25 protein-coding genes are annotated in these 26246 nt (G+C 51.8%); 8 read left to right on the forward strand and 17 right to left on the reverse strand.

The window, feature by feature from the left end:
• Positions 1–18 precede the first annotated feature (18 nt).
• A complete protein-coding gene (gene uidC / locus F4V72_RS02610) occupies positions 19–1284 on the forward strand; it encodes a glucuronide uptake porin UidC (protein WP_053528741.1) in 1266 nt (421 codons plus the stop codon).
• A 78-nt stretch (positions 1285–1362) separates the two neighbouring features.
• On the opposite strand, the gene F4V72_RS02615 is transcribed toward uidC, so the two are convergent.
• The gene (locus F4V72_RS02615) at positions 1363–2667 is read right to left on the reverse strand and encodes an MFS transporter (protein WP_023248533.1); all 1305 of its coding nucleotides are present in this window, start codon (positions 2665–2667) and stop codon (positions 1363–1365) included.
• A gap of 405 nt (positions 2668–3072) precedes the next feature.
• Here F4V72_RS02615 and uxuA point away from each other — a divergent pair, with 405 nt between their 5' ends.
• The 3 genes from uxuA to uxaC all read left to right on the forward strand — a co-directional run bounded on the left by uxuA (position 3073) and on the right by uxaC (position 7264).
• Positions 3073–4257, forward strand: coding sequence for a mannonate dehydratase (gene uxuA, locus F4V72_RS02620; RefSeq protein ID WP_023248535.1), 1185 nt, complete (start codon positions 3073–3075; stop codon positions 4255–4257).
• A 110-nt stretch (positions 4258–4367) separates the two neighbouring features.
• The gene (locus F4V72_RS02625; protein ID WP_079817064.1) at positions 4368–5840 is read left to right on the forward strand and encodes a fructuronate reductase; all 1473 of its coding nucleotides are present in this window, start codon (positions 4368–4370) and stop codon (positions 5838–5840) included.
• 11 nt (positions 5841–5851) lie between these two features.
• On the forward strand, positions 5852–7264 hold the full coding sequence (gene uxaC, locus F4V72_RS02630) for a glucuronate isomerase (protein WP_023248537.1): 1413 nt from the start codon (positions 5852–5854) through the stop codon (positions 7262–7264).
• Positions 7265–7560: 296 nt separating this feature from the next.
• Here the strand turns inward: uxaC and F4V72_RS02635 are convergent, their stop codons facing one another.
• Both F4V72_RS02635 and gss read right to left on the reverse strand, forming a co-directional pair.
• The gene (locus F4V72_RS02635; protein ID WP_023248538.1) at positions 7561–8616 is read right to left on the reverse strand and encodes a methyl-accepting chemotaxis protein; all 1056 of its coding nucleotides are present in this window, start codon (positions 8614–8616) and stop codon (positions 7561–7563) included.
• Between the two features lie 669 nt (positions 8617–9285).
• Positions 9286–11142 (reverse strand): bifunctional glutathionylspermidine amidase/synthase, encoded by a 1857-nt coding sequence (gene gss, locus F4V72_RS02640; protein ID WP_053508190.1) that lies wholly within the window; start codon positions 11140–11142, stop codon positions 9286–9288.
• 227 nt (positions 11143–11369) lie between these two features.
• On the opposite strand from gss, the gene yghU reads away from it, so the two are divergent.
• The gene (gene yghU / locus F4V72_RS02645) at positions 11370–12236 is read left to right on the forward strand and encodes a glutathione-dependent disulfide-bond oxidoreductase (protein WP_063390826.1); all 867 of its coding nucleotides are present in this window, start codon (positions 11370–11372) and stop codon (positions 12234–12236) included.
• Positions 12237–12332: 96 nt separating this feature from the next.
• Here yghU and F4V72_RS02650 read toward each other — a convergent pair whose 3' ends face one another.
• The 14 genes from F4V72_RS02650 to F4V72_RS02715 form a co-directional block, all read right to left on the reverse strand.
• Positions 12333–13013, reverse strand: coding sequence for a molybdate ABC transporter substrate-binding protein (locus tag F4V72_RS02650; RefSeq protein WP_136058599.1), 681 nt, complete (start codon positions 13011–13013; stop codon positions 12333–12335).
• On the reverse strand, positions 13013–14065 hold the full coding sequence (locus tag F4V72_RS02655; protein ID WP_079836337.1) for an ABC transporter substrate-binding protein: 1053 nt from the start codon (positions 14063–14065) through the stop codon (positions 13013–13015). The genes F4V72_RS02650 and F4V72_RS02655 overlap by 1 nt, the downstream gene beginning before the upstream one ends.
• A gap of 75 nt (positions 14066–14140) precedes the next feature.
• The gene (hybG, locus tag F4V72_RS02660; protein ID WP_000334891.1) at positions 14141–14389 is read right to left on the reverse strand and encodes a hydrogenase maturation factor HybG; all 249 of its coding nucleotides are present in this window, start codon (positions 14387–14389) and stop codon (positions 14141–14143) included.
• A 27-nt stretch (positions 14390–14416) separates the two neighbouring features.
• Complete coding sequence (gene hypA, locus F4V72_RS02665; RefSeq protein ID WP_000544945.1) at positions 14417–14758, reverse strand: hydrogenase maturation nickel metallochaperone HypA; 342 nt, start codon at positions 14756–14758, stop codon at positions 14417–14419.
• Positions 14751–15239: a hydrogenase-2 assembly chaperone gene (hybE, locus tag F4V72_RS02670; RefSeq protein WP_023248543.1), complete on the reverse strand. Its 489-nt coding sequence runs from the start codon at positions 15237–15239 to the stop codon at positions 14751–14753. Before hybE ends, hypA begins: the two co-directional genes overlap by 8 nt.
• A complete protein-coding gene (locus tag F4V72_RS02675) occupies positions 15232–15726 on the reverse strand; it encodes a HyaD/HybD family hydrogenase maturation endopeptidase (protein WP_001221962.1) in 495 nt (164 codons plus the stop codon). The genes hybE and F4V72_RS02675 overlap by 8 nt, the downstream gene beginning before the upstream one ends.
• Positions 15726–17429: a hydrogenase 2 large subunit gene (hybC, locus tag F4V72_RS02680; RefSeq protein ID WP_136057998.1), complete on the reverse strand. Its 1704-nt coding sequence runs from the start codon at positions 17427–17429 to the stop codon at positions 15726–15728. The genes F4V72_RS02675 and hybC overlap by 1 nt, the downstream gene beginning before the upstream one ends.
• Positions 17426–18604 carry a Ni/Fe-hydrogenase cytochrome b subunit gene (hybB, locus tag F4V72_RS02685; RefSeq protein ID WP_023248546.1) on the reverse strand — a complete coding sequence of 393 codons (1179 nt, stop codon included), beginning with the start codon at positions 18602–18604 and terminating at the stop codon, positions 17426–17428. The genes hybC and hybB overlap by 4 nt, the downstream gene beginning before the upstream one ends.
• A complete protein-coding gene (gene hybA, locus F4V72_RS02690) occupies positions 18594–19580 on the reverse strand; it encodes a hydrogenase 2 operon protein HybA (protein WP_023248547.1) in 987 nt (328 codons plus the stop codon). Before hybA ends, hybB begins: the two co-directional genes overlap by 11 nt.
• A gap of 2 nt (positions 19581–19582) precedes the next feature.
• Complete coding sequence (gene hybO / locus F4V72_RS02695) at positions 19583–20701, reverse strand: hydrogenase 2 small subunit (RefSeq protein WP_023248548.1); 1119 nt, start codon at positions 20699–20701, stop codon at positions 19583–19585.
• 189 nt (positions 20702–20890) lie between these two features.
• On the reverse strand, positions 20891–21178 hold the full coding sequence (locus tag F4V72_RS02700) for a DUF2623 family protein (protein WP_053508201.1): 288 nt from the start codon (positions 21176–21178) through the stop codon (positions 20891–20893).
• 84 nt (positions 21179–21262) lie between these two features.
• A complete protein-coding gene (locus F4V72_RS02705; protein ID WP_063390829.1) occupies positions 21263–22906 on the reverse strand; it encodes a methyl-accepting chemotaxis protein in 1644 nt (547 codons plus the stop codon).
• Between the two features lie 306 nt (positions 22907–23212).
• A complete protein-coding gene (locus tag F4V72_RS02710) occupies positions 23213–23707 on the reverse strand; it encodes a TIGR00645 family protein (protein WP_000439335.1) in 495 nt (164 codons plus the stop codon).
• Positions 23708–23777: 70 nt separating this feature from the next.
• A complete protein-coding gene (locus F4V72_RS02715) occupies positions 23778–24281 on the reverse strand; it encodes an ESA_00282 family adhesion-associated protein (RefSeq protein WP_023248551.1) in 504 nt (167 codons plus the stop codon).
• A 103-nt stretch (positions 24282–24384) separates the two neighbouring features.
• On the opposite strand from F4V72_RS02715, the gene F4V72_RS02720 reads away from it, so the two are divergent.
• The 3 genes from F4V72_RS02720 (at position 24385) to F4V72_RS02730 (ending at position 26194) form a co-directional block, all read left to right on the forward strand.
• Entirely contained in the window at positions 24385–24801 is a 417-nt protein-coding gene (locus F4V72_RS02720; RefSeq protein WP_136057997.1) for a hypothetical protein, read from the forward strand.
• Complete coding sequence (locus tag F4V72_RS02725; RefSeq protein ID WP_023248553.1) at positions 24782–25186, forward strand: hypothetical protein; 405 nt, start codon at positions 24782–24784, stop codon at positions 25184–25186. The genes F4V72_RS02720 and F4V72_RS02725 overlap by 20 nt, the downstream gene beginning before the upstream one ends.
• Positions 25187–25309: 123 nt before the next feature.
• On the forward strand, positions 25310–26194 hold the full coding sequence (locus F4V72_RS02730) for an SDR family oxidoreductase (RefSeq protein ID WP_023248554.1): 885 nt from the start codon (positions 25310–25312) through the stop codon (positions 26192–26194).
• Positions 26195–26246: the final 52 nt, after the last annotated feature.

Raw genomic sequence — 26246 nt, forward strand, 5'->3', positions numbered from 1 at the left:
TATACAACAGGTTAAACAATGAAAAAATTCGCGAAGATAGCGGCTATTCCGATAGCCGTGGCCGCGGCCTGTCCTTCTGCCCTGGCCCTACAAATTTCTGATGATGAGTCCGCCTTACGTTTTAGATTGAAAAATGAGTTACGAAGAGCTGATAAGCCCAGCGCGGGCGCCGGCAGAGATATTTATGCCTGGGTCCAGGGTGGGTTAATTGATTTTAATAGCGGCTATTATTCACAACGGATTGGCGTCGAGGGTAGCGCGTATTATGTTTATAAACTCGGTGCTCGCGATAATATGAGTACGCGCTGGTACTTAGACGGACACGAGAGTTTCGGCTATGTGCTTGGCGCAATAAAAATAAAGCCAACAGAAAATAGCCGCTTAAAAATAGGTCGTTTTGGCACCGATTATAGTTATGGCAGTCTCCCCTGGCGAATTCCGCTCATCGCCAACAGCTCACAGCGCACGCTACCGACCGCTTCCGAAGGCGCGCTGGGCTACCTGGCGCTGACGCCAAATGTAGAGCTCTGGGCAATGTGGCGTACCCGCGTTTTTCAGTGGACAGACTCAACGACCGGTATTCGCAATGAAGGCGTCTACAACAGTAAAACGGGTCAATATGATCATCATCGTCCACGCGCATTTTTCGCCGCCAGTTGGCACGACGAGAACAGCCGCTATTCCATAGGCGGCTCGCAGCAAAACGATGTCTCCCGTCAGGTACAGGGTATCTTTGAAAAACGGATACCACTAGACGATGGTTATGCCCTGAAAGGCGAGCTGCTCGGTTTTTACGCCCGGCTGGAGGGGCTAAGCCGTTCATCCACCCAGCCTAATGAGACCGGGTTGGTTAGCGGTCAGTTTACCTGGAGCGCCCCCTGGGGCAGCCTGTTTGCCAGCGGCGGCTATCTGCAACACGCCATGAACGGCGCGGTGGTCGATACCGATATTGGTTATCCCTTCTCTTTAAGCCTCGATCGCAACCGGGAAGGCATGCAGTCCTGGCAGGCGGGCGTTAATTACCGTGTTACGCCACAGCTCACCATGACGTTCGCGCCTGTCGTCACGCGCGGTTATGAGTCCAGCCAGCGCGCTGTTCACATTAAGGGGTTGGGTCTGCTGGGAGCCATAAATTATCGTATTGAAGAGGGGCCGCTAGAGGGCATGAACATTTTTCTTGCCGCTGACAAAGGGCGCGAAAAACGCGACGGTAGCGCGCTGGGCGATCGCCTGAATTACTGGGATGTGAAAATGAGCATCCAGTATGATTTTATGCTCAGGTAAGATGAAGACGGCCACCCGAAGGTGGCCGTTAGAGCCTGGTAGCGCTTCGCTTATCAGGCCTATGAAACCAAGACAGCTTTAGCGGTGAGACGCCAGCGGCTGCTCCGTCATTTGCGGGTGGCGCTTTTCTGGATCTTTAATCAGTACCCACAGAATGATGGCGCCGATAATATCGAACAGACTTAGTGCAATGAAGAACGGGCCGTAACCGATAATAGCGACCAACGCCCCCATAAACAGGTTGAAGCTTAACTGTCCCAGCCATGCCGCAGATCCTGCCAGACCGGCAACCGTCGCGACCTCATTTTTCTTGAACAGGTCAGCGCTCATGGTAATGACGACAGTAGAAAGCGTCTGGTGCGCAAAACCGCCAATACTCATCAATGCAATGGCGACGTATGGGTTAGTCGTAATACTGACAAAACCGATCGAAATCATCAAAATAGCGCCGATGGTAAAGCTACAACGACGCGCATTAATTGTGGTCATGTGCATCTTTTCCATGAAGAACTTCGCCAGGAAACCGCCTGCAACGCAACCAAAGTCCGCCGCCAGGAACGGCAGCCAGGCAAACATGGCGATCTCTTTTAACGGCAGATGCATGACGTTAATCAGATACAGCGGCATCCAGAAACTCAGCGTTCCCCATGCCGGGTCAGCCAGAAAACGAGTGATCGCCAACGCCCAGAAATTACGCTTTTTAACGATCTCTTTAACGGCCGGTTTTTTGTTGTCATCCTGGAGATAGCTTTCCTGGCCGTCTTCGATATAACGCAGCTCTTTGTGGGTGATCCACGGGTGTTTGTTTGGCGAGTTATAAATCAGGAACCAGGTGATGGCGAACAGCACGCCGATACCACCAGTAATCACAAACGCCATTTCAGTACCGATGCCGCTATCAGCAAAGGTCAGCATCGCCCAGACTACCAGCGGCGGCGCCAGCATCGCGCCAATCGAGGTGCCGATATTAAACAAGCCCCCCGCAATACCACGTTCTTTCGTCGGGAACCATTCGGCGCTGGCTTTAATCCCGGCAGGAATCGCCGACGCTTCGGTTAGCCCCATCAGACCACGCAGAAATGCCAGGCTTATCCAGCCGCCAGCCAGCGCGTGCGCCATGTTGATCAGCGACCACAACAACGCAAAGATAAAGAAGCCGATTTTCAGTCCGATGACATCCATCAAATAGCCGGTGATCGGCTGCGCAATGGTGTAACAAAGCTGGAAGGCGCTCACCACCCAGGAATATTGTTGCTCATCAAAATGGAGTTCTTTCATCATCGCTGGCGCCGCAACGCTAAGCGAGCTACGGGACAGGTAGTTTACGATGGTCCCTACGCAGACCAGGCCGATAATCCACCATCTTAATTTTGTCATCTTCATGATAAAGCCTCGTTAAAAAACATTATCTCCACGCCGTCTGACCTGTAGCGGGAAAACTGAAATCACACAAATTGGTTGACCAATCAATATTTTCTCATCCGGACCGGTCAAAATCTGGCGGCAACACTCGCCATTAATATTTCTGAAATAAATACATCAACTCATTTCAAGTTGAATGGTGAATGCTTTTTACCCGGCAAAAATTGACACAGATCAAATAAATAAAATTGGCAGACCATAAATGATGATATTTGTGATTTGGTTAGCCAATTTAAATAATAAGGTTGACATGAGAAAAATTTTGGTTGAATTTAGGGGCCAGAACGGGTTTTACAAAGCACATTTCGGTGTTGGCTGGCAATGGGTCAACCACGAAGACGTTATCGCAAGAAGAGGAAACGAGATATGAAACAAACCTGGCGCTGGTACGGACCTAACGACCCGGTAACGCTGTCAGATGTACGCCAGGCTGGCGCAACCGGCGTGGTGACGGCGTTACACCATATCCCGAACGGCGAAATTTGGTCGGTAGACGAAATCCAGAAACGTAAAGCTATCGTTGAAGAGGCGGGTCTGGAGTGGTCTGTGGTAGAAAGCGTACCTATCCACGAAGACATCAAAACCCACACCGGTCAGTACGATTTATGGATCAAAAACTACCAGCAAACGCTGCGTAACCTGGCGCAATGCGGTATCTACACGGTTTGCTATAACTTTATGCCAGTGCTGGACTGGACACGTACGGATCTGGAATATGTATTGCCGGATGGTTCAAAAGCGTTGCGTTTTGACCAGATTGAATTCGCCGCGTTCGAACTGCATATCCTGAAGCGTCCGGGAGCAGAAGCCGACTATACGGCAGAAGAGATTGCTCAGGCAGATCAGCGTTTCGCCACCATGAGCGAGGAAGACAAAGCGCGTCTGACCCGCAACATTATTGCCGGTTTACCTGGCGCGGAAGAAGGCTATACGCTGGATCAGTTCCGTCAACACCTGGCGACGTATAAAGATATCGATAAAGCAAAACTGCGTGAACATTTCGCCTATTTCCTGAAAGCCATTATTCCGGTTGCCGACGAGGTTGGCGTGCGTATGGCCGTTCACCCTGACGATCCGCCGCGCCCTATTCTCGGCCTGCCGCGCATTGTCTCTACCATTGAAGACATGCAATGGATGGTAGACACCGTCAATAGCATGGCGAACGGTTTCACCATGTGTACAGGATCTTACGGCGTGCGCGCCGACAACGATCTGGTTGATATGATCAAACAATTTGGTCCGCGCATCTACTTTACGCATCTGCGCTCTACGCTGCGCGAAGAGAATCCGAAGACCTTCCACGAGGCCGCCCATTTACACGGCGATGTGGATATGTATGAAGTCGTTAAAGCGATTGTAGAAGAAGAGCACCGTCGTAAAGCCGAAGGTAGCGATGATCTGATCCCGATGCGCCCGGACCACGGTCATCAAATGCTGGACGATCTGAAGAAGAAAACGAATCCGGGTTATTCCGCCATTGGCCGTCTGAAAGGGCTTGCGGAAGTTCGCGGTGTCGAACTGGCTATCCAGCGCGCTTTCTTTAGCAAGTAACCTTCTCTCGCATGGCGCGACGCGTCATGCGATTTCCCCTACTCAATGCAATAGCAACATGCCTCGCCCCGGAGATCGTGGGCGAAGACGTCGAATGACAGGAGTTTGCAATGGAACAGAATATCGCCACCGCCCAGGTTTCCGTCGCCCGCCCAAACTGGGACAAATCACGTCTGGTATCCCGTATTGTGCATCTGGGCTGCGGCGCGTTTCACCGCGCGCACCAGGCGCTCTTTACCCATCATCTACTGGAAAAGAGCGACAGCGACTGGGGCATTTGTGAAGTAAACCTGATGCCGGGTAACGACGCGCGGCTGATCGCGAACCTGAAAGCGCAAAATCTGCTGTACACCGTTGCAGAACGCGGCGCAGAAAGCACCGAACTGAAAATTATCGGTTCAATGAAAGAAGCGCTGCACCCTGAATTCGACGGCCATGCAGGGATTCTGGCGGCAATGGCGCGCCCGGAAACCGCGATCGTCTCCTTAACCGTGACCGAAAAAGGCTACTGCACCGACCCCGCCAGCGGCGAGCTTGATGTCAATAACCCGCTGATCCAAAACGATCTTGCCCATCCACAGCAGCCTAAATCCGCCATTGGCTATATTGTCGAAGCGCTAAACATGCGCCGGGAGAAAGGACTGAAAGCCTTTACCGTGCTGTCGTGCGATAACGTGCGCGAGAATGGTCACGTCGCGAAGGCTGCCGTCCTCGGTCTGGCGAAAGCTCGTGATGCCGCCCTCGCCGCATGGATTGCCGACAATGTGACCTTCCCCTGCACCATGGTTGACCGCATTGTTCCGGCGGCGACCGAAGAGACGCTACAACTGGTTGCCGACCAGTTGGGCGTTTATGATCCCTGCGCTATCGCCTGCGAACCCTTCCGCCAGTGGGTCATCGAAGATAATTTTGTGAATGGCCGCCCGGATTGGGATACCGTCGGCGCGCAATTCGTTGCAGACGTCGTACCGTTTGAAATGATGAAGCTACGTATGCTTAACGGCAGTCACTCTTTCCTCGCTTATCTGGGTTATCTCGGCGGGTATGACACTATCGCCGATACCATGACCAACCCGGCTTACCGTCGCGCGGCGCTCGCGCTGATGCTTGATGAACAAGCACCGACGTTGTCGATGCCGGAAGGCACCGATCTGGAAGGATATGCGAATTTGTTGATTGCGCGTTTCACTAACCCCTCGTTGAAACACCGCACCTGGCAGATCGCGATGGATGGCAGTCAGAAACTGCCGCAGCGTCTGTTGGACCCGGTACGTCTGCACTTGCAACAAGGCGATGACTATCGCCGCCTGACGCTGGGCGTCGCCGGATGGATGCGTTACGTCGGCGGTGTGGATGAACAAGGTAAAACCATTGATGTCGTCGATCCGCTGCTCGCGCAGTATCAGGCGATTCATCAGCAATATCAGACGCCGGAAGAACGCGTACGCGGGCTACTAGCCATCGAGTCTATCTTTGGCAACGACCTGCCGAAGAATCGCGAATTTGTGCAAGCCGTTACCAACGCTTACCAACAGCTATTGCAGAACGGCGCGAAGGCCACAGTAGAAGCGCTGGGAGAGTAAGGAGATAAATCATGGCTACGTTTATGACTGAAGATTTTCTACTTAAAAACGACATTGCCCGCACGCTGTACCATAAATACGCCGCGCCCATGCCGATTTATGACTTCCACTGCCATTTAAGCCCGCAGGAAATCGCCGACGATCGCCGTTTCGATAACCTCGGTCAGATCTGGCTGGAAGGCGACCACTATAAATGGCGAGCGCTACGAAGCGCAGGCGTGGATGAGTCGCTGATCACCGGCAAAGAGACCAGCGATTATGAAAAATATATGGCCTGGGCCAATACCGTACCGAAAACGCTGGGTAATCCGCTGTATCACTGGACGCACCTTGAGCTACGCCGTCCATTTGGCATTACAGGCACGCTGTTCGGACCGGATACCGCGGAAAGTATCTGGACGCAGTGTAATGAGAAACTGGCGACGCCGGCCTTTTCCGCGCGCGGTATTATGCAGCAGATGAATGTGCGGATGGTCGGAACCACCGACGACCCGATAGATTCTCTGGTATATCACCGCCAGATAGCCGCCGACGATAGCATTGATATTGAAGTCGCGCCAAGCTGGCGCCCCGACAAAGCTTTCAAAATCGAACTGGACGGCTTTGTCGATTACCTGGGGAAACTGGAAGCGGCGGCAGATGTCAGCATTACCCGTTTCGACGATTTACGTCAGGCGCTCACTCGCCGTCTCGACCATTTCGCCGCCTGCGGCTGCCGCGCGTCCGATCATGGCATTGAAACGCTGCGATTTGCGCCGGTGCCCGACGACGCGCAGCTTGACGCCATTCTTGGCAAACGTCTGGCTGGCGAAACGCTGAGCGAACTTGAGATCGCCCAGTTTACCACGGCGGTGCTGGTCTGGCTGGGCCGTCAGTACGCCGCGCGCGGCTGGGTAATGCAGCTACATATTGGCGCGATCCGTAACAATAATACCCGTATGTTCCGCCTGCTGGGGCCGGATACCGGCTTTGACTCCATTGGCGATAATAACATTAGCTGGGCGCTCTCCCGTTTGCTCGACAGTATGGATGTGACCAATGAACTGCCCAAGACTATCCTCTATTGCCTGAACCCACGTGATAATGAAGTCCTGGCGACCATGATCGGTAACTTCCAGGGGCCGGGAATTGCCGGAAAAGTGCAGTTTGGTTCCGGCTGGTGGTTTAACGATCAGAAAGACGGGATGCTGCGCCAACTGGAGCAACTGTCGCAGATGGGACTGTTAAGTCAGTTTGTCGGGATGCTGACCGACTCCCGCAGTTTCCTTTCTTATACGCGACATGAATATTTCCGTCGTATTCTCTGTAACCTGCTGGGACAGTGGGCGCAGGACGGAGAGATTCCTGATGATGAAGCGATGCTAAGCCGTATGGTTCAGGATATCTGCTTCAATAATGCCCAGCGTTATTTCACGATTAAATAATCGCTATTAATCTGTGAGCACAGGTTTCAGGTATTTCGAGGGGCAGGAAGGCGGTAAGAAAGTGAGAAATTTATCAGTAACGAATTTTTCCAGCCATCTGGCCTCCGATAAAAAGCAAAGATGTCGCTGATTAATCCCGAATCACTTACTAAGGTAAGTGATTCGGGTGAACAAACACAGCCATCTTCTGCGTCATGCTTCTTTTCTCTGTTCGGAATAACTCGAGTGCAGAAAGTGTGATACCTCAGTCCTGTCGATGATGGCTCCTGTTAGCTATACGGCAATAACTCATGGCTTCACGGTGTGGTTTCTTTTAATAAATCGACAGCCAGCATTTCCAGTTGGTTAACAACTTCATTACTGGAACGCTCCATTCTGTCGAGTTCTTGCGACATCGCATTCATATCGCCTGCGGTAAAATAGTTCAGCGCAGAGTGACCAGCGGTATGCACCTCTTTATGTGGCGCTTCCAGACTACGGAAACTGTAGTAGTTGCTAAACTGCTGTCCTTCAAAACCGTAGTACCATTTCCCCAGCCGGCACTGATCGTGCATCGTTATTTTACTGTTTATGTCTTTATTTAAGAGTAACTTGTAGACTTCCATTTTCCAGATAACATGGTCAACTTTAACAATATTCAAAAACTGCACCGTAGAGATGTACTGCATGACCGATTTCATGCTCAGCGATTTATCAATGACGATGCCAATAGACTCCACAATTTGATTTATATTAGTCGTAATATTATCAATAACTGGTTGTTGGTTATCCAGCACCTCACTCACTCTGGCCGTATTATCTTTGATTACAGAGGTTAGCGTACTAACGCTTTTCGAACTGTGTTTAACATCTTCGGACAGGTTTTTCACTTCTTTCGAAATAACGCTAAAACCACGCCCGGCATCCCCTACACGCGCGGCCTCGATCGCGGAGTTAATCGCTATCAGGTTGGTCTGGTTAGCGATCTTCTGTATCTCTTTAATACACGCATTAATTTGCGTTAAGGAGGTATTTAAGTCGCCCATACGACAGCCAATATCCGATGAAGTCGTGCCAATTTCAGTGATGAATTCCACGAGCGATTTTAATGAACTTCTGGCTTTATCATTCTGTTCGTTAAGTTCATTAATGCGTTCTTTTTCAATGTTTAGCTGCTCACAGGACTTGATGATGGCATTACGAATGATATCGATCGTCGAGATCCCCATCAGAATTTTTTGGCACAGTATCCGCTCATAAGGCTCAGGAGTATCCATCACCACGTCAGACGCATTAGCGCCAGATTCTGCTGGCGGCGGTATTTTTACAACATTATTATTCCAGTGGCGCAAGCCTAATACTTTTTTAAACATATACCATTCTCCTTATTATATGTGGACATCCTGATCTATGCCTGGATAAAGTATTATCAACTCATGCTAACATAATGAAAAATCGGATGTCATCTGCCATAATCGTCCGTTCTATAGAATAAGACAAAACGTCCACTAAACTTAAATAATTACAGAGTAAATTATTCAACAATGCCATTAACAGCGATACTACAAGTAGCTTTACTTTACACAAAAATATCGCTTACAAGGCAAAAAAGGAGGCATAAATAATAATTAACAGCATTTATTTCTGTTTATTTACAGGTTTATCTAAGAATTACAGATAGGGTTTAAACACAAATTTTTGGAATAGAAAAATAACCTAACGTAAACTTTTTATATGACTAATAATGTCATTTGAACTCGTCAATATATTGTGTTGTCCGTTTATCAGCTAAACAGGCATGACCTAAATCCAAAGGGATGGGGGCGGCGTAATCGGCCGCAAAAAATACCGATTAGACGAAAATCAGGAAACGTATGCGCCAACGCGGCTAGCGTCGCCGCCTGCGCCAGAAAAGTTAAGAATAATTTGTGTTATTATTTCTCATATGTTACCAGTAAATGACGAGCTGATAGCCGTTCGTTGGTAAACACAGCAGGCGGGATATCGGCACCAACGCCGATATCCCGACAAGAATGACCCCGTTACGCTTTGATGACGATTAACGGTTCAATATCGCTCTCTTTTTTAATGACTAATGAATCATCGCCGCGCAGGCACGTACCGCCGTAGTTACCGCCCACGGTAAACGTACAGACCTGAATATACTTCCCGGCGACCTTCGGCAGGCACCACAACTGCTGATAGATATTTTTCTGCGTGGCGAACTTGCCGCTGGTTTTATCCAGGAGTTCTTCCTGATGGCTCACCAGATCAATATTACTACCGCAACGTCCGGCAATCGGTTTTACCGCATAGCCGGTCTGCACCAGCTCATCGTTAACGGTAAAATCCGTGTCGAGCAGATAGCGATGATGCGGGAAGAGCGACCACAGGATAGGCAGGATCGCTTTGTTACCCGGGATAACCGTCCACAGCGGTTCAAACACCAACACTTCCGGGCGCAGTAATACATCAATCAGCCGGACTTCATTTTCCGGGTGCCCGGTACGAATAGGCACTGCGGCGTACTCCGTCTCGCTGACTTCGCGTATCTGCTCCATCGCCGTTTCCCACGCCCAGGTTTTCCAGACACAATTAACCAGCCGTCCGTCGCCATCGATCAACTGCCCGGCTTCATCCCAACGCAGCTCGCCCAGCCCGCGGAGAATTTTGCTCGCGAAACCGGCCTGATACAGCGCCTGCTGCATAAACTGCGCGTGATAGTCCTCCTCGATATCATCATCCTGCATGATATGGACAAAAGGACGCGCTTTACTGTGTTTCCAGGCACCTGCCAGCTCATTAATTAAGCCCTCCGCCGGGTTATGCCCCTTACCGGTATAGCCCTGCTCAGCCCATTTTTCGAGAATTAATCCCGCTTCGGTATGGCATGATGCGGAATCGGCATTGTATTCATAGACTTTCAGCCCACGTTCATCCATGCAGAAATCCATACGACCGGTGATCATATGATGACGACGGCGCTGCCAGGAGAGACGCAGGCGCGGCCAAAGAATTTTAGGGATATCGAATAGCGCCAGCAGATTATCGTCTTTTAAGACTTTGTCTGTGGCGTGCAGGTACATCAAATGCAACTCATTGGTCGCTTTGATAAGCTCCTGTTCGGCGCTCTCGGTGATCGTAAAATACTGGTACGGGTCCTGATTGATAACGTGTCCGTTCGCCTGTACATAGGCTTTTTGTAACGGATCGCGCTCATCCAGCCACTGACCGTCAAACTGACCTTTCTCTGGCAGCCTTGCGCCGCGAATCGCCAGCGACTGATTAGCGATGTCAGGCTGTGACAAACTGTATTGCGTGTCGTCGGTCTGGATCATCCAGCCTAAAATCGTCGTGTCATCAAAAGTGTCGCGCAGGGTGTAACACCCGTTTTCTACTACCATTTCCAGTTCGCGAGTCCATTGCTGCCCTGGCGGCAATGGCGTGTGGACAACGTTTTGCTCAGCAATACGAATTTTGTTATCCAGGAGTTGGGTGATAATCGCGACGTGACCGGTTTCGTTAAACTCGCCGCCCTTTTGCCAGATGAGCAGCGCCCCGGCCTCCGGCGCGCGCGGCGAACCGTTCGGGAAGGCCTGCAATGGCAAAATATTGTCATTCACGACCTCGCGCAGAAAACGCAGCGAGAAGATTTCCCAGGCCATGCCAACGTCAGTAAAAACAACGCCATAATTCAGAAAGAGAAAACGGCGGGCAAATTCCACGCACTGCCATTTATGCCCCATGTATTCATCGTCGATGTAGCTACGAAAAGCTGCGTCGTCGTCGTCCCGCGGATCGAGGGAACTGTAATCTGAAGAGTAGATCGCTACGCCGCCGGGGGCATAGCCCAATAATGTCCCGAAGGGGGCATCCTGACTGGTGGTTCCTTTGCTCATGCACCTTACCTCAAAACAATACCGCCTGAGCAGCCTGGCGTGATTTCGCTCTGATTGTCTGCTCTGTGACACTAACCGGACAGAGGTCGACATAATCATACACCTCAATAAGGCACACTGAGGCCAGAAGGTTAAAATTTCACTCGCCGGAATGTCCCAATCGGTTAAATGTCCGGTTAGCAAACTGCTACACTGCTTCAACACCACCACTCTGAAGGCAGGTCAATATGGCAGATAATACTTATCAACCCGCAAAAGTCTGGACGTGGGATAAATCCGGCGGCGGCGCGTTCGCTAACATTAATCGCCCGGTTTCCGGCCCGACGCACGACAAAACGCTGCCCGTCGGCAAACATCCGTTACAGCTCTACTCGCTGGGAACGCCTAACGGCCAGAAAGTGACCATTATGCTGGAAGAACTCCTGGCACAGGGTGTAAGCGGCACCGAATATGACGCCTGGTTGATTCGCATCGGTGAGGGCGATCAGTTCTCCAGCGGCTTTGTTGACATCAATCCGAACTCAAAAATCCCAGCGCTGCGCGATAACTCACACAACCCGCCAATTCGGGTTTTTGAGTCGGGCGCGATTCTTGTTTATCTGGCGGATAAGTTTGGCCATTTCCTGCCGCAGGATCTGGCTAAGCGCACAGAAACCCTTAACTGGTTGTTCTGGCTACAGGGCGCGGCGCCGTTTCTCGGCGGCGGTTTCGGTCATTTCTATCATTATGCGCCGGTAAAAATTGAGTACGCCATTAATCGCTTCACCATGGAAGCCAAGCGTCTGCTGGACGTGCTGGATAAGCAGTTAGCTCACAACCCGTATGTCGCGGGAGAGGAGTACACCATTGCCGATATGGCAATCTGGCCGTGGTTTGGCAACGTGGTGCTGGGGAATGTCTATGATGCAGCGGAGTTTCTGGATGCCGGCAGTTATCAAAACGTGCAACGCTGGGCGAAACAAGTAGCCGAACGTCCGGCGGTAAAGCGGGGGCGCATCGTCAACCGGACCAACGGACCGTTGAACGAACAGCTTCACGAACGCCATGACGCCAGCGACTTTGATACCAATACCGAAGACAAACGTCAGAGCTAAGCCATGATGCCGGATCAGATTTTGATGTCGCCATCCGGCATTGTATTGCCTGATAGCCTTCGCTTATCAACCCTGCGCGTTTGTGATATTCGGCGTTTAACTAAACCCATGTTGCATGAGAATTAACCTCGCTCGTGGCGACAGCAAAAAGTCGGCAAGCGTTTTTCCCTGCTCGCTCAGGCAGGTAAAGCCATATTCAGCCACGGGATTATAAGGTTCCGGGATATCAACCACTCGCAGCGAATTAACCCGCCGCAGACGGGGAGCATAGCTGGCATAGCCGATAAAGATATCGGTGTAATCATGATTGATGAGCCATTCCGCCGCCAGCCGGCCCGCCGGTAACGGCAAAGTCTGCCTGCCGCCAACCAGCGCTACCGCGCGTTTTCGGACCACTTCGCCCTCGTTGCCCATACGCGAAAAAAGCTGCTGCGTATAATCGCCGGAAGGATCGCAACCTGCTGTTGATGTACCGATCCGCAGATCCCGCCGGGTTAATAGCGACAGCCAGTCCTCGCCTTCACGCATCGCCTGCGCCCGCACGCTCAGACACAAACGGTTCGTCGTAAAACGCGCGATCCGCAGCGCCCGCCCGGTCTCCAGCAGCGCCTGCGGATGCGCCAGGTTCGCCGAAGCAAAAAAGTCGCACGCTTCGCCCGCTTCGATACGTTCACGTAACAGCCCCGCCGGACCGAAATCACATACCGCATCCGCCTGAAACGCTGCCATTAGCTGCGGCCAGACGGCACGCAAACTCCCCGCTGCCAGTATTCGCATCACTGGACGCCCTGATAGTCAGTACGGTAAAAACGTTGATACCAGTCGTTAGCAGCCTTTTGCATGTCAATATCGTGGAATTTTTCCGGATAGAGCTTTTTCGCCATCCACAGTTCGCCGATTCCCACCGCCTCCGGCATCGGATATCCCCAGGCTTTGGCATAATCCGGCATCAGGTAAACCCGATGATACTTCACCGCGTCAATGACCTGCCACTGGGGACTTTGCAGGATCTCATTGACGACCTTTGGATAGCGATTCTGGACAAAGATCACCTGCGGATCCCAGGCGATCACCTGCTCCAGTGTTATCTGCTTAAACCCCTTCACGGTGGATGCCGCCACATTGAGCGCCCCCGCATGGGCCATCATCAGACCGGTATATTTACCGGAACCGTAAGTGGTCAATTCCGGATTCGCCATATAGGCGCGAACCCGCTTATTTTCAGGAACCGACTGCAAACGGTCACTGACCATCTTGCGACCTTTATCCATCGCCTCAATCAGCGCTTTCGCCTCCTGCGGTTTATTGACGATATCGCCAATCAGAGCGATTCCTTCACGCAGTCCACGATCGTAAGCCTGCTCCTCATCCGCTATGGTCGGGTTCATTTTAGCCTGCTCGCCAGCAACATCATGGCGCAGCGAAATCGCCACCACCGGAATACCAAGACGGCTGATCTTGTCGATCATCTCCTGCGGAGCGTAATTCGTGACAAACACCACCTGCGGGTGCAGCGCCACCAGTTTTTCAGGATCAACGTGCGTTAGATCGCCCAGCGAGGCTTTTTGCGCCAGTTCCGGCGCCAGACGCGCATAGCCATCGCCTAATTGCTGCTTCCAGTTCGCCATGACCCCAACGATTTTGTCAGTGGCATTCATCTGTACAAGGAGATTGAGCGTTTGATGCTGGAGCACCACCACTCTGCCCACGGTATCCGGAACCGTGACCTGGCGGCCAATTTGATCGGTAAAAGTACGCGCCGCCTGTGACATTAACGGCCAGCAAAAAAGCAACGCCAGCAGAGAGAGCTGGCGCAAAAATTTATTCATAGGTTTCGCCCCACAATCGATATATAAATAATTATACAACGATTATAGAGCGATATAATAGAGGTGATTAAGAGATTACGCGCTGGTGATGTCATACTCCATGCGGCGCAGCGCATCTAACGTGGCTTTCGCTTCGTCTTCGTCAATGATGCTCATCGCAAAACCAACGTGTACCAATACCCATTGCCCTACCAGCTCGGCTGGCTTACCTTCACAAATCAGAGCAATATTAACATCACGTTTGATGCCACACACTTCCACCTGCGCAAGCTGGTGAATATCATCACCGACGGCCAGCACCTGACCGGGGACGCCAATACACATAATTAACCACCTGAAATAAAATGCGGGTTATTCGACCTCAATACTTTTTACTTTCAACGAATCACCGGTATCCACCCGCAGGCGATCGCCATGGCAATGCGGACATTGCGCGTCATGCCTGAGAATTTCCACCACCTGACTGCAATCCCAGCACCAGGCCTGGGCCGGTCTGTAGTCGATGTGCAATTCGCACCCTTGCGCTAAAGTCCCCTGGCAGGCGATGTCAAAGCTGAAACGAACCGCGCGCTCTTCAACGCACGAAAGCGCACCTATCTCCAGCCATACGCCGGTGACGCGCGCCACACCGTGCTGTTCTGCCTGCTGTTGGATAATTTCAACGGCGCTTTGGCAAAGGGACAGCTCATGCATTCTCACAGCTCCGACGGCCAAACAGCAACGCACGTCGGCTTGTCTGCGGCGCATCAGGATTGCTTACCGGTAGGGATAACAGCATTCGCGCGCAGTCATCCGCCAGCCGGACGCCCTCTTCCGGCGACAGACTACGGGAAAGCGGCGACATCAACGAGCAGGCGAGATATTGCGAAATGCCTTCCAGTTCGCCAACGGTAAAGGTCATCGTGCCATAAGGCAGTTGCAGACCGAGTTTTTCACCGATGGTACGCACCGGCCAGATCTGGTCCGGGCCAGGGAAGATTAACGCGCTCAACATCCACGGCGTAATTACCACGCCCGTCCATTGCCCTTCAAACAACGTAAAATCAGAGACATGCACCGGCATATTCGGATGCAGAAACGAAAGATCGTGCATCGAACGATGGGCTATCTCTTCAAACGCCGCCTGAACCCGGGCGACGGGCGCCGTGTCGAATCCCGAAAACGCTTCAGACATGCGCCGTCTCCTTAGGAATTGCTTCCACGCCGGATTCACGCAGCGCGGCAAGAACCTGCTCAAGCGCAGGTTCAATCATCGCTTCTACGGTTGGCGTTAAGCCGATGTGCGGTTCCAGCGACTGTGGAATAACGCCGACCAGGGTCAGTTTCTTCGGAAACTCGCCGGTAAAGCGGAGGGCCGACAATACGTCGGCCAGTCCAAGCTGATGGGGGGAAATTTTGTTGGTGAACAGCGCCGGAACTTCATCGTCGCGCAGTACCATAATGGTTCCCGGCGCGTTCTTTTTCGACACGATGGCGTCGGCAATGATCAAATGATCCCGACTCGCCATATCGCCAAGAAGTTCCATTCCCGCCGTACCGCCATCCAGAATCTCAACGAAATCCGGCAGGGTGTATCGTTGCTCTAACGCTTCAACAATACGCACCCCGATGGCTTCATCGGTCAGCAAAATATTGCCGACCCCTAAGACTAATATCCGCATTACAAAACCTTCACCGAGACGACTTCATTGCCATCGGCGTCCACCACGTGCACCGCGCACGCCATGCAAGGGTCGAAGGAGTGAATCGTACGTACCACTTCCAGCGGCTTAGCCGGATCGGCGATCGGCGTGCCGACCAGCGACTGTTCGTACGGCCCCACGTCATCGTTGAAGTTACGCGGACCTGAGTTCCAGGTCGATGGCACCACCGCCTGATAGTTACTGATAATGCCGTCTTTAATCACCATCCAGTGAGACAGCATACCGCGCGGCGCCTCCAGGAAACCCACGCCTTTGAACTCGCCTGTCGCCGGAATGTTCGGCTTCACAAAAGTGGTGTAATCGCCTTTGCCGATATTCACAATCAGCGCATTGTATTGATCCTGCAATACATTTTGCAGTTCACAACAGTGAACGGTACGCCCGATGATACGACCCAGCGTAGAGTGAAGTTGAGCCATTTCCAGCGTTTTGCCGGTCAGCTTCTGATAAAGCGCAATGATTTCATTGAGCTTAGTCTGCGTGGATTCACGACCGGCGGCCAGCTTACACAGCATGTTTGCCAGCGGCCCGACTTCTACGGTTTTGCCGTAGAATGTCGGCGACTTGACCCATGAGTATTTACCGTCATCCGACCAACCGTCGTAAGCCGGAATCGTGGTGCCTTCCCACGGCGCCTGCGGCGCTTCATCTTTATACCAGGCGTGCTTCGCGCTCTCCTGAATACCTTTAATCAGGAACTCGTCGGAGTGAGAGGTGATCGGACGCCAGGTCGATAGATCGGCATTGGTGATGTAGCCGCCAGGGAATAGGAAGCTGCCGTTTTTACCGTCGGTCGGAAATTCCGGCGCGCTCAGGTAGTTCACCGCACCTTTGCCGCGCTCCAGCCATTCCGGATAGTAGGCCGCGATGACCGCGGTATCCACTTTATACACCTGCTCGACAAAATCGCTCAGCTTATCGATAAACGATTTGATATACATCAGGCGTTCAAGGTTCAGCGTAGCGATGCTGTCGAGATTGATCGGGTTCGCCACCCCACCGACCGCCAGGTTCTGGATATGCGGCGATTTACCGCCCAGCAACGCCACCACGCGGTTAGCGTCACGCTGACATTCCAGCGCCTGTAGATAGTGGGCGACCGCAATCAGGTTGACCTCCGGCGGTAACTGCATTGCCGGGTGTCCCCAGTAGCCATTGGCGAAAATACCCAACTGACCGCTGGCGACAAGATCCTTGATCTTGTTCTGAACTTTCGTGAACTCTTGCGCGCTGTTCAGGTGCCAGCTCGACACGCCATCAAGCATCGCGGAAGCTTTTGCCGGATCGGCTTTCAGCGCAGAGGTAATGTCCACCCAGTCCAGCGCAGAGAGCTGGTAGAAATGGACAATGTGGTCATGGGTGGTATGCGCCGCCAGAATAATATTACGGATATACTGCGCGTTGACGGGAACATCGATATTCAGCGCGCTTTCCGCCGCACGAACGGAGGAAATTGCGTGGGTTGTCGTACAAACGCCGCAAATACGCTGCACAATCATCCACGCATCGCGCGGATCGCGGTTCTTCACGATCTCTTCCATACCGCGCCACATGGTGCCGGACGCCCATGCTTTGGATACGACGCCGTTCTCAATTTCGCAGTCAATGCGTAAATGACCCTCAATACGGGTTACCGGATCAATAGTAATTCTCTGGCTCATGCTTTGCTCGCCTCATGACGATTATGATCGTTTTGTTTTAAAGGAGGAAGTATCGGCAGTAGACGAATGAGTACGATGTATGCACAAATCTCAATAGCCACAAAACCAATAGAAATCAACAGTTCTTCCCAGGTTGGGAAGTAGTGGTAGCCGCCGCCCGGGTTGAATGCCACCAGCGAATAGGTCAGACGCCACGTCGCGCAGCCCAACAGCGCGCTCAACGCCGACAGGTACAGCATACGAGAGTCATTACGCAGTTTCGCCACACGCAGCACCACTAACGGGAAGACCATCAGGACGACTTCAATCCAGAACATGGCGGAGTAAAAATCGCCGGCAAACGCATAGGACAGTTTATCGCGATAAATCAGTTCGCCAAAGCGCAGGACGACGAAAATCGCCAACAGCACGCTGATGGTATTTGTCAGCTTAATAAACAAATTTTTCTCGTCAGGACCGTTTCCTTTCAGACCTGCCTGAACCAACGAACCCTCAAATATGACAATGGAGAAGCCCATGATAAACGCGGTCAGAACCGAGAACAGCGGCAGCATTTCATAGCTTTGCCATAGAGGATGCACTTTATAACCCGCCGAGATCATCAATGAACCCATTGAGGACTGGTGCATCGTCGGCAGCAGCGCGCCCAGTGCGATAATAAAGAACATCACCTTGTTCAGACGCTTGAGCGAGACTTTCCAGCCCAGACGTTCAAACAGGGCAGGCGCAAACTCCAGCGCCATCACACCGATGTAGATAGTCATACAGACCGCCGTCTCAAACAGTACCGAGTTCACGTTGAAGTGACCCGGAATGTAGAAATACGGCAGGTTCCAGTAACGACCAACGTCGATAGTGATCGACAGGCCACCCAGCGAGTAGCCAAACAGGCTTGCCAGCAACGCCGGGCGCACCAACGGATGGTATTGCCCACGGTTAAAGACATACACCGCCCATGCCAACGCCCAACCGCCGCAGGCAAAGCCGGTGCCGATCAACAGGTCAAAGGCAATCCAGACGCCCCACGGGAAACCACCGTTCAGGTCGGAAACGGAACCCAACCCGAAGACCAGACGCTTCACGATAAGAAGCATACACAGGACGATTAACGGCCCAAAGATAATGACCGGCTTACTGATGATTTTCCCGCCCAGCGGTTTTGGATCATGACTCATGATCGTCTCCTCCATCGTGATGGTCGTTTTTGCTATTACGACGAACCAGCACGGTTAAGCCCGCCAGCGCAGCCAGGGGTAGTATCATGCCTTTATAAAGCGTGTGTTGAACATGCTCGGAGCGCGCGCCGGTTGCAAGGTCATCCAGCTTCGGCAGATCCAGATCTTCATAAGGAACGCCTGTCAGCACCAGCACCTGTGTACCGCCGCCTTCTTTTTCACCATAGAGATGCGGGTAGTATTTAGGCACCGTATGCAGATAGGTGTCGTCCGTTTTCAACGTCTGGCGCGGATAGTGATATTCACTGCCTGGTTTGAGAGCCAGACGTTTTTTCGCTTCTGCCATCAGCTCTTCACGAGTACCGAAAATGACGGCCCCTGCCGGACAAACTTCCACACACCCCGGCAGACCGCCTTTATCCAGACGCTCAACGCCTTTCTGGTTACACAACTCACACTTGTGAAGCGCGCCAAACGGGTTGTTATAGTCGTACTTAGGTACGTTGTACGGACAGGCGACCATACAGTAACGGCAGCCGGTGCAGACATCTTTGTCATAGTGGACGATGCCGGTTTTCGGATCTTTTTTCAGCGCCGACACCGGACAAACGGAAACGCAGTTAGGATCGACGCAGTGCATACACTGTTTCTTGATGTAGGCGTAGCCGTTCTCTTCCTGATCTTTGTTCACGCCCGTGCCGCTGCGCCATACCTGGATAATGTTATTGGTATACGGCGATAGCTTGTCGTTGTTCGACCAGGTCTGCTCCCCCTCCGGGTTACGCGCCGGGAAGTTGATATCCTGACATTTTGTGACGCAGGCCTGACAGCCCACGCACAGAGTGGAGTCGTACAGCATTCCCAACGAACCTGGAATCGGCGGACGGTTTTCTGCAGCCGCATGGCTGACGGAGGGCGCGGCGCCCAACAGCAATGCTCCACCGGAGGCTGCTTTAATAAAGTCACGTCTGTTCACGGTTATTCTCCCCGTGAGTCAGCGTTATCTTTCTTTTGCTGACGCCCCAGTTCACGTACCGCCATCACGCTGACGCCGGCAACCAGACCTACTACGCCGCCAAGCAGACCGACGGCACCCGCAGAGATGTTGCCGCCTTCTTTCATATTGACGTCAGGTTTCTCTGAACGCGGAGTTTGGTTTTCGACATGAGCAAGCTGGTGAATGCCCTTATGGAACCCGATACCTTCTTCGTTACAGCCATAGCAAGGATGACCGATCGCCACTGGCCAGACGCCGCCGACGTCGCAGAACTGTAACGTAGAACAGTTGCCCCAGGTTTCCGGCCCTTTACAGCCAAGATGGTAGAGACACCAGCCCTGACGGTGGCCTTCGTCGCCAAATTCTTTGGCAAAACGGCCTGCGTCGAAGTGCGGACGACGTTCGCAATGCTCATGAATCAGACGGCCATAGGCAAAGGTTGGACGATTTTTCGCATCCAGCTTCGGCGGCGTGCCGTAAGTGATGATATGCGCGACGGTCGCCAGGAAGTTATGCGGGTTTGGCGGGCAACCAGGAATATTGATAACCGTTTTGCCTGGTAAGACTTCCTGCAGGCTGACAGCGCCGGTTGGGTTTACGCCAGCCGCAGCAACGCCGCCCCATGCCGAGCAGGAACCGATTGCGATAATTGCGGCTGCGCCGTCGGCGGCTTTGCGGATGTGATCCACAATCGGCTCGCCGGCAACCATGCAGTAGATACCGTTATCTTTTAATGGGATAGAACCATCCACCACCAGAACATATTGCCCTTTATACTTTTCCAGAGCGTGATGTTTGTTTTCTTCGACCTGGTGGCCGAACGCGGCGGAAAGTACCTCGTGGTATTCCAGAGAGATGGTCTCCAGAACGAGATTTTCGACGGTTGGGTGTGTAGCACGAAGCAGTGATTCGGTACAACCGGTACACTCCTGAGCGCCAATCCAGATAACGGGCGGACGCTGTGGATTGGATACCGACTCTGCCATTTCTGCGGCGGCTTTGCTACTGAGCCCCATAGTAGCGGCCAGTGCTGCACAAAGCTTCATGAAATCACGACGGTTAATGCCGTGAGAAGTGATGAGAGTATTATCTCCAGTCATTTTATAGTTATTCCGTTACGAAGACCTGGCTTTTATTTTGCACTGTTCGCGAAGAAGTTATTGCGATCGGTGCGCCATTTACCACACTTTTTTTATGGTTATGTGCGCCATAATACTTCGACGGAACAGTAAAACGAAGGGAAGAGGCAATAGTGTAATTAATTAAAGCAAGATAATACCCCTGTTGGATCAACCTTCGAGTCGATAACCTGCCATAAAGAAGCGAATTGCCATCCCGGAATGATTCTCTTTAAAGAAATCCATCACCATTTCTTTATCCAGACCATAGCGACGCGTCAGAATTCCGGCCTCCCACGCGCTAAGTTGGCGATCGCCGGTCTTTTCGAACATACGGTGCGTAAAACCTAATATAAAGCCACGTTTATAATCAGAACAGAAATTCACCGCATTATGCGCGCTATATGCATATGGCGCGTTCAACCCGGCCATTAACCCTTTCCCAAAATGATTATTCATCTGACCTCCCCAGTCGCTATATAATAAATTACATAGCGACTAATTAAATGAAGGCCAGCGCATTACGCGCTTTTTTGCTTCACATCAGAAAGCTACCCATTCATCAGTAGCCTGCGCGGAAGCTGATGCCGTTCTCTGAACGCCAGGCGCCGCTTTCGCCGTTGCGCGCTGTTGCGGTTCACCAGCAGAAAGCCGGAACTGCTGTACGGAGCGTTGCAAATCCTCCGTCTGCCGCTCCAGCGCCGCCGCCGCCGCGGAAACCTGCTCCACCAGCGCGGCGTTTTGTTGCGTAACGCTATCCATTTGCGTAATCGCCACGCCAACCTGAGAGATACCTTTACTTTGCTCTTCGGAGGCGGACGCGATCTGTTTCATTATCGTCGTCACTTCTGTGACGCCGCGCAGGATAGCGTCCATCGTCGCTCCGGTCTCTTTAACCAGCTCCGCACCCTGCTCTACGCGGCGTACCGATTCGCCAATTAATGCTTCAATTTCTTTCGCCGCCCCCGCGCTGCGGCTGGCCAGATTACGCACCTCACCAGCGACCACCGCGAAGCCGCGTCCCTGTTCGCCCGCTCTGGCCGCTTCTACCGCTGCGTTCAAGGCCAGAATATTGGTCTGGAAAGCAATGCTATTAATCACCGTAGTAATTTCGGCGATCTGCTGCGAACTGGCGGAAATACCATCCATCGTTTCCACCACATCGGAAACCAGCTCACCGCCTTTTCCTGCCGTTACCGAGGCGGCATCCGCAAGTTGGCTGGCCTGGCGGGCGTGGTCGGCATTCAGTTTCACCGTTGCGGTAAGCTGTTCCATACTGGCGGCGGTCTCTTCCAACGCGGCGGCCTGTTCTTCCGTTCGGGAGGAGAGATCATTATTGCCGGTAGAAATTTCCGTCGCGCCGCGCCAGATATTGTCGCTTCCGGCGCGAATCGTACTCACAGCTTCCCGTAAACTGTCCTGCATCGCGCGCAGTAGCGGCACCAACCGACCTACGCAGTTACGCCCTAACGTTTCAATCGGCTGGCTAAGATCGCCTTGCGCGATGCGCTGAAATTGCTGACGGATGCGCTCCAGCGGTTTCACCATCATTGCAACCAGATAGCGATCGGTAAAAATCAGGATGCCAATACCCAGAATCACCGCCGTGATAAGCAGGATGCGGATGGTATAGGTTTTACCATCGACCATCACGCGGGTGTTATCCAGCATGGCGCCAGCTTCATGATTAAACCGTTCCGCGCTGGCGCCGAACGCGCGGCTGAGTGCAGGCGTGACCGTACTGGCATGTTCGCTCCAGGCGGTCAGCGATCCTTGCTGCGCCAGTTGCATTTGAGGAATAACGCCTTTCTCCAGCAAGGTCTGCCAGTTGGACAACACCGCCATTGAGATATCAGGGTTCATCGGCCCTGGCGACAGCGTTTTCATCTCCTCCAGCTTCTGACGCATATTCTCGAGCGACTGCTGAGCGGGCGCAAAATCGGGCGTGCCGCCGCCGATTTTTACATCCATCGCGCGGCTAAGGCGGGTAACAAAGCGGAAATATTGATCGTTACCCTGGCTTAGCACTGTCATTTGCCGCACAAGATGTCGGTCAATATCATTTCCTTCCGAAACTTCGGATAATGCATGGACGCTGTATAACCCCACCCCCGACCAGAGTAGACAAAAAAGCCCCAGTATCGTCAGCATGACCATACGAATAGTAAAGTTTTGCAGCAAACGCATATGAATTTCCTTGCTGAATATAAGAGATTCGTCATCAGACGATGACGTACTCTCGTTATCGGCAAGGCGCGGAGAATATATAATGCATTCTCCATTTTTTTACAGTTATCGCCGTTTACGCGCGCACAGATGTTATATATCTGTGAACACAGAGAAAATCTTTCAGTGTTATTACTTAGCAAATGTATGGATGTAGTAGAAATATTGCGTAAGGCAGAAGGGACACGATTATCCGCCGTTAAAGAAGCGGCGTCTTACAGCCGGGCTCAGCGTCCTTTGCCCGACTGCTCCGCCGTTGACAACGGCTCAATGGTTATGCCGCGTCAACCTGTCAAGATAGCCCATCACGAACGCCGACAGGACAAAGGTTAGATGGATGATGACGTACCACATTAATTTGTTATCCGGGACGTTTTTCGCATCCATAAACACGCGTAACAGGTGAATGGAAGAGATAGCAACTATCGATGCCGCCACTTTATTTTTTAGCGAAGTCGCATCCATTTTCCCCAGCCAGTTCAGTTTCTCTTTGCCCGCCGAGATATCCAACTGAGAGACAAAATTTTCATACCCGGAGAACATGACCATTACCAGCAACCCGCCGACCAGCGTCATATCAACCAGCGATAACAGTACCAGGATCAGATCGGCCTCCGCCAGGGCAAAAACATTCGGCAGAACGTGTAGAATTTCCTGGAAAAATTTTAACGCTAAAGCGATCAGCGCCAAAGAGAGGCCAAAATACACCGGCGCGAGCAGCCAGCGAGACGCATACATTACATTTTCAAGAAAGCGTTCCATAGGGACCTGTCAGGTAACTAAAACCAGCAACAGTATATCTCAACCATGCAACATCAGATCAACATGCCAGTTAAATCTCATCCGGTTTAACCTGTGGGCGCTGATATTCAGGCCATACCAGCGCTACCAACGCCGGGTAGGCTTCAAGACTGAACTCCCGAAAACACTGACGTAAATTAAGGACGTCCAAATCCGAATACGGCACCTTTTCACCGTTCAGACAACGCTTCTTAATATTGTCGTAATACTTATAAACGGCAGAGTTAAGGTCGCTGCAACGGCGTTGAGCGTCAAATAATCCGGGCGTTTCATTCAACTCAGTCATTGTCATTCGTTTTATCGTTGCATGAAGGAAATCGATATATTCATGGTTAACGCGCCAGTACCATACCGGCGTTATCGAATTCATTAATACTGAAAAATGATCTTCACCCTCTTCCTTTGTCATGGGTTCAGTTTGATTTAAATTTACGGCTTTTCCACCAGGACGTTTTTTATTAACCTCCCACATCAGGAAGAGTATCGCGCCAGTCAGTAATAGCAATATAATAACAGAATAAAAAATACTGTTCATAGCAGGCTCCATTTTTTTTGATTTTAAAATTACACCATGTTATTGTCAACGAAACCTACACTATTAAAAATAGTATACCGCTGATCGTAAAGGATATTTAGTCATGCTTCCTGAGCATCTGGTTTCCTCTCATTTTCGCCTGTCATTGCCGCCCCCTGAAGCCACAGAAAACAGTAAAAATTTGGCTCAGGGAAAGACAAAACTCAGCGATTACGAGCCCGATATTTTAATTAGCGCTAACGCTGCCGGGCAACCCAGAAACGTATTATTTGAAGAACGCGACCGTCATATTAAAGAACGTCTGTATTGTGTGGCTAAAATTGAAACGTTTGCCCGTCTGATAAACGCACTACAGGCTGAAGGCGATATTGACGCCCAAACGCTAAGTAAAATACTGGCGGATAAAACCGCAATGATAAATCAAAAAGGCAATGCCATTTGGCTTAATTTAATCACTCGCGAGACCAATACGCCGCTATTTTATTCACTGGAAGATAAAGATGAAAGAGGTCGAAGATAATAACGTTTATTTGGCTTTAGATAACCATAAAAGCGATGAATTTATCTTAAAGCAAAATCTTGCAGCACTAATCGCCAGTAAAAATGCCACTCTGGAAAAGGTAACGCAGGAAGTGGTATCCATACCGGCGGCGTTAGTGCGCCTGAAGTGGCAAAACCGACGGGAGATTTATGCATTACAGGTCAAAGAGGAGATTTATGGCGCGACCATCAATGCCATTATCGAGCAGCATCCTGAATTACGAGACAAAATTATGTCTCGTCTTGAAAGTGACTGGCAGCATCTGCTGGCTCGCGAGACGGCAACCTTACGTCTGACGCGTAAGCTTTCCGATGGCGACTACCGGACGCGCAACGTCGCCACCGTCGCACGGCAAGAAAAATAACCGTCATGGCTAGTTAACTCTGTTGTGAATACGGGCGAAGCATAAGGATCGTTCTGATTATCCCTCTTACGGTAGTAAAAGTGTCTACGCTTAAAAGGTGTTCAACCTGAAGGGAGAAGCTCAATGTCTCATCTATACGACCCTACCACGCAGTATTATACCGGCGAGTATCCTAAGCAAAAACAGCCGGCGCCCGGCGTCCAGGCGAAAATGACGCCTGTTCCTGACTGCGGCGAAAAAAGTTATGTCGGCAGTGGTCGCCTTAAAGATCGTAAGGCGCTGGTGACAGGGGGCGACTCCGGGATTGGGCGCGCTGCCGCCATCGCTTACGCGCGTGAAGGCGCAGATGTCGCGATCAACTATCTACCGGCGGAAGAAGAGGACGCCCAGCAGGTTAAAACGCTGATTGAGGAGTGCGGCCGTAAAGCGGTGTTACTGCCAGGCGATCTTAGCGACGAATCTTTCGCCCGTTCGCTGGTCCATAAGGCGCGTGAAGCGCTGGGTGGGCTGGACATTCTGGCGCTGGTAGCCGGTAAACAGACAGCAATCCCGGAGATAAAAGATCTGACCAGTGAGCAATTTCAGCAAACCTTCGCCGTTAACGTTTTTGCCCTGTTCTGGATAACCCAGGAAGCGATTCCGCTGCTGCCAAAAGGCGCCAGTATTATCACGACGTCGTCTATCCAGGCGTATCAGCCCAGTCCGCACCTGCTGGATTATGCGGCAACCAAGGCGGCAATCCTCAATTACAGCCGCGGCCTGGCGAAACAGGTGGCGGAAAAAGGAATTCGCGTGAATATTGTCGCGCCTGGCCCTATCTGGACAGCGCTGCAAATTTCTGGCGGCCAAACACAGGATAAAATTCCGCAGTTTGGCCAGCAGACGCCAATGAAGCGGGCCGGTCAACCGGCAGAGCTGGCCCCGGTGTATGTCTATCTGGCAAGTCAGGAATCAAGTTACGTTACCGCAGAAGTGCACGGCGTGTGCGGCGGGGAACATTTAGGCTAACGAATGGAGTAGATTAAGCTGGCGCAATTCTGTTAAGCAGAGCGCCATCTTA

The sequence above is a fragment of the Salmonella enterica subsp. diarizonae genome (assembly GCF_008692785.1).
GTDB classification, from domain to species: Bacteria; Pseudomonadota; Gammaproteobacteria; order Enterobacterales; family Enterobacteriaceae; genus Salmonella; species Salmonella diarizonae.